Raw genomic sequence first — 4457 nt, forward strand, 5'->3', positions numbered from 1 at the left:
TCACCAAGCTTAAAGAGATGCACGGCAGTGACAGAGTAGTCTTTAAGTCTAAAGGTGGGACTATCATTATAGATGGCGGTGGGATAACGCTTAAGGGGAATGTGACGATTAAGGGGAATGTGGCTATTAGTGGTGGCTCTGGCGGAGGTGCGAAAGCATGGTCTGCTATTGCAAATAAAGGTGATGCTGTCTGTTGGAGCTGTCTACTTAAAGACTTGATGGGAGACAAATAATGGAAGAAACATTATTTAGTATATTTCATGACTATGTAGAAAAATCTTCTGATGCAACAGTGTATGGTATTTTTGATGGTGTAAAATACCCTATGCTTCACAGTGACCTTGAAGAGGGATTACTCACTTATGATATGCTCTTTCGTGAAGAAGAACTAAGAAATGAAATGCAAGAAGTTGCACCTTTTTTAGTAGCACTGGACTTTACCCATGAAAAGAGCCAAGAAGAGAGTAAAGAGCTTATGAAGTGTTATGGTGAAAATGGTTGTATATTTTTAGCTTCTACATTAGACTTTGAAGAGTCACTTGAAGCGATGAGAGAGCTCTTTTATGTCTATACCCCTGAGGGAGATAAAGGCTATATGCGTTTTTATGCTCCTAATATTTTTATGCAGTATATAGGACAAAAAGACCAAAATATACTCTATGCTCTCTTTAATGACATAGAACATTACTGGTGTGAAGATAAAGAGGATGTAAATACACTTGTACAGTATAGTTTAAAAAACAGAAAAGTGATTCAAACACCACTTAACTTAAAAAAGGATACACATGAGAGTTAAACTACTGTTTGCGGGTTTAATATTGATGCTTGTAGGTTGTGAAACACAACAAACCAAACGTTATGAAACAGTTGCAGACATGATGAGAGCAAAACAGAAAGCCTATGTGGACTTTGAAAAGTTTAAAGAGGGGCGACCCTGTGCAGAGGTGAAGTTTATGTGTCTACCTGAGAGCCAAGACAAAAGCTGGCAGAGCGTAGCAACATCTGACCATATAGAAGATTTGGAGCTTACGCCTGAAGTAGAGATGAAATATAAAAAAATAGCCAAACAGTGGAACAAAGATTATGACGAATACCACAGCAAGCCACACCCAAAAGGAGAAAAAGAACCCATGTTAATTACTTCACTAGATAAAGATTTTTTTGACAAAGTAGATGAGCGACGCTTTCTTGAAGAGATGGAACAAGAGTTAGAAAAAGAGTTCCCAGGCTTTTGGAAAGAGACACCCAAAAAGGTACGCTACCGCTGGATACGTAGAGCGATGAATAAGGCTAAGAAGTTTGGGTATGATCCCAAGCAAAATAACGCCATAGTGGATCTTTGTGCACGCATCGGGTTGGATTTTGATAAAGATCGGAAATGGAATCACATAACAAAGTTTATTGCTAAGAAAGAACGATATATAAGATTAGCTTGTCATTATATTGATTACACGATATTCAATAAGATTTTTTATAAACCTGGACAACCATATACAACATGGCATTTTAGGGAAGCTTTTCCTGATCTACCTAAACCAAAACGTCCGTTACCAAATTTAGGAGATAAATAATGCCATGTAGAGTATTTAGAGTCGGAGTCTTCTTTGACGGAACGGGTAACACGAAAAAACCTGACAGCAGTAAAGGCAAGATGAGTAACATCGCCAAACTAAGCGATATGTACAAAGAGGGTACGTTTAAAGACAAACTAGGTAAACAGACTGTCTCAAAAATGCTCTATACCAATGGGGTGGGTACCTACGATAGTGACATAGTGGATTATATCCACTTCATAGACCGTAAGTACGACAAAGGCGGTGGCGGTGGCGGTGCAAAGCGTATCTACAAAATGATAGAAGATATAACTGCATTATTGGATGCACATGAATATCACAAAAGTAAACCAAACAAGTTTACAAAACGAGAGATAGATGTTTTCGGTTTTAGCCGAGGGGCAGCTATGGCAAGGGATTTTGTGAATACATTCTTTTTTAATTATGGAGAAGAAGAAAAATATAACGACGTCCGCTTCAACTTCATCGGTCTTTACGACACCGTAGGCAGTTTTGGTAAACCTGGTAATCCTATTGACCTCAAACCCAAAAAAGAGTACTTGGGGAAATTCAATGAATCCTATTTGCCCAAAGGTATGCAACTTAAAGATGAAGAGTTTGGTATACGTGATGCAGATGGGAACATCAGTACCATCATCGGTCATGCAACAAACCATGATGACCTTGCAGCCAAGGTCACTGCCCTCAAAGCTGAAGGCTGGGAAAATGTAAAACTCATCCCTGTAGGAGGATATGGAAACTACACGGCCTATACCATACATGGTACCAAACCAACAACAGAGTTCTTTGAACCCTATAATTTTGACTTAGCCCAAGGCATCAATGCCTCAGCAAAACATATTTATCATCTCACTGCCCATGATGAAGTGAGAAAAAATTTCCCTCTTACAGATACCAAAAATGCAGGTGAATCCAACAGTCTTATGGGTGTACACTCAGACATCGGTGGAGGGTATGATCCAACTATGTCGGAGGAGTTTGTCTATCCTACAGAGTATCATAGCCAAGAGAAAGCTCTGGCTGCAGCTGAGTCTTTGGTAAAAGAGAAAAATAAAAATACTCTTTATGCTTTTTGGGGTTGGAGTGCATCGGTTGAGGCTATTGACTACCATATGCAAACAGAGACAGTTACGCTGTATGCTCCCAAGCTTATTAAAAGAACCAATAATAGGCTTTCTGATGTAGGATTATACCTCATGTACGAAGAAGCTATCAAACACAATGTGCCTTTTTTAGCTCCTTCTGATAGTATGCCAACTTATCTAAAAGAGTATTATCAGTATGCATTAAAAACAAAAAGCCATGCCTATACGTATGGAGATGAAGGATATGGCATAAAAGTAAAAGAGAGCGAAATGCACCATTCATCCCGTGACCCTGCACATATACATGACAACAAAATAGCAACAGTAGGAGCTTGGGACGCTGTCATACATGATGAACCAGAATCTGGAAATGATGCACGCTATGTAGATAAATACGGCAGACAAGTAGACGGCAGAAAGTATCCTGAGCTTGCAGACCATGTGCAACGTGCTGTGTTTAATAACATATCAACAAATGCTATTGTGCCGGGGGAAAGCTCAAGTAAAGCATAATAAATAGAAATAAGGCTAGATAAAAAACTTCAAAGGAGCTAACCCATCTCAACCCTAGAACCAAAACACTTCTTTGAAAGAGCACAAAAAGACTACAAGCTTCATGCCTTGCATGACTCTACCATTAACATAGACCATGACCAAACAGAAGTCGTAGGTCATGATGAGTCTTTCTCTGTAGGCAATGACAGAACAAAAAGCATCGGACATGATGAAAGTACTGATGTAGGAAACAACAGAACAGAGTCTGTAGGTAAAGATGAGCGTATAAGCATAGGACATGACCAAACCTTAGATGTAGGACATGACCAAGAGATACACATTGTTAACTCTCAGTCTACCAGAGTAGACAAAGATAAAGTACTTTATGTAGGGAACCAGAGACTTGAAGAGACGTATGCGAACTATACGCTTAAGACCAAAGGGCATTTTAGTCATACGGTGAATGGGAAACTTGACGTTAAAGCAGGCACACACATCAAAGAGATCACCAAACTGCATGAGATGCACGGCAGTGACAGAGTAGTCTTTAAGTCTAAAGGTGGGACTATCATTATAGATGGTGGTGGGATTACTCTCAAAGGAAATGTGACTATCAAAGGGAATGTGGCAATCTCTGGTGGGAGTCCTGACTCTGTGGCTAAGTGGGATGCTGTAGTCAATAAGGGTGACAAAATCTGTCTAAAGTGTCTGCTTGATGATGTGATGAAAGGATAAAGATGATAGAACAACTATACAAGACAATAGACCCAAGAAAAATAACATATGAAGCGTATACATTTCAAACCTACGCCATCATAGAAGGGGCTAAAGTACCGATGTTCTACAGTGACCTTGAAGAGGGGATTTTGGAGTATGATATACTCTTCCGTGAAGAAGCACTCAGAGAGAAACTGCAAACAAGAGGTCCCTTTTTTGTGCAGCTGGATTTTGAGAGTGAAGATGCAAAAGAAGAGAGCAAACAACTCTTAGAAGAGTGTTACGGTAAAAACGCAATGCTTCTCTTCGCTACACCCATGGAATTTGAAGAGACACTTCAAAAGATGAGAGAAATATTTTATCTTGAAAATGAAGCGGGTGAAATGGAAGGGATTATACGATTTTATGAGCCTTTGGTCTTTGAAGAGTTGATGCATTATGCTAAAAAAGAGGATCAAGCAGCACTCTTTTCCAACATATACTGTTACTGGTGTGAAGAGAAAGAGCCCCAAATATTGGTACAATACCGTTATTTGCCCAAGGGTATAGGCTATAAGAAAATAGATTTAAATAACAAGGAGAGCTT

General features: G+C 39.4%; 6 protein-coding genes. All 6 read left to right on the plus strand.

The window, feature by feature from the left end; translation table 11 throughout:
• Positions 1-233 (plus strand): hypothetical protein (locus MVE01_RS07960; protein ID WP_472561652.1); only part of this gene is annotated, 233 nt, incomplete at its 5' end.
• On the plus strand, positions 233-796 hold the full coding sequence (locus MVE01_RS07965) for a DUF4123 domain-containing protein (RefSeq protein WP_472561653.1): 564 nt from the start codon (positions 233-235) through the stop codon (positions 794-796). The genes MVE01_RS07960 and MVE01_RS07965, both read left to right, overlap by 1 nt.
• Positions 786-1571, plus strand: a complete 786-nt coding sequence (locus MVE01_RS07970; RefSeq protein WP_472561654.1) for a hypothetical protein — start codon at positions 786-788, stop codon at positions 1569-1571. The genes MVE01_RS07965 and MVE01_RS07970 overlap by 11 nt, the downstream gene beginning before the upstream one ends.
• Entirely contained in the window at positions 1571-3172 is a 1602-nt protein-coding gene (locus MVE01_RS07975; protein WP_472561655.1) for a phospholipase effector Tle1 domain-containing protein, read from the plus strand. Before MVE01_RS07970 ends, MVE01_RS07975 begins: the two co-directional genes overlap by 1 nt.
• 45 nt (positions 3173-3217) lie before the next feature.
• On the plus strand, positions 3218-3889 hold the full coding sequence (locus MVE01_RS07980) for a bacteriophage T4 gp5 trimerisation domain-containing protein (RefSeq protein ID WP_472561657.1): 672 nt from the start codon (positions 3218-3220) through the stop codon (positions 3887-3889).
• A 2-nt stretch (positions 3890-3891) separates the two neighbouring features.
• On the plus strand, positions 3892-4457 hold a 566-nt coding region (locus tag MVE01_RS07985), incomplete at its 3' end, for a DUF4123 domain-containing protein (RefSeq protein ID WP_472561656.1).

The organism is Sulfurovum sp. (genome assembly GCA_026990595.1).
GTDB lineage: Bacteria > Campylobacterota > Campylobacteria > Campylobacterales > Sulfurovaceae > Sulfurovum.

Bases quoted from the DNA above. Each gene is read 5' to 3' on its own strand.
- MVE01_RS07970 (WP_472561654.1), top strand. From the start codon at position 786: ATGAGAGTTAAACTACTGTTTGCGGGTTTAATATTGATGCTTGTAGGT.
- MVE01_RS07965 (WP_472561653.1), top strand. From the start codon at position 233: ATGGAAGAAACATTATTTAGTATATTTCATGACTATGTAGAAAAATCT.
- MVE01_RS07975 (WP_472561655.1), top strand. From the start codon at position 1,571: ATGCCATGTAGAGTATTTAGAGTCGGAGTCTTCTTTGACGGAACGGGT.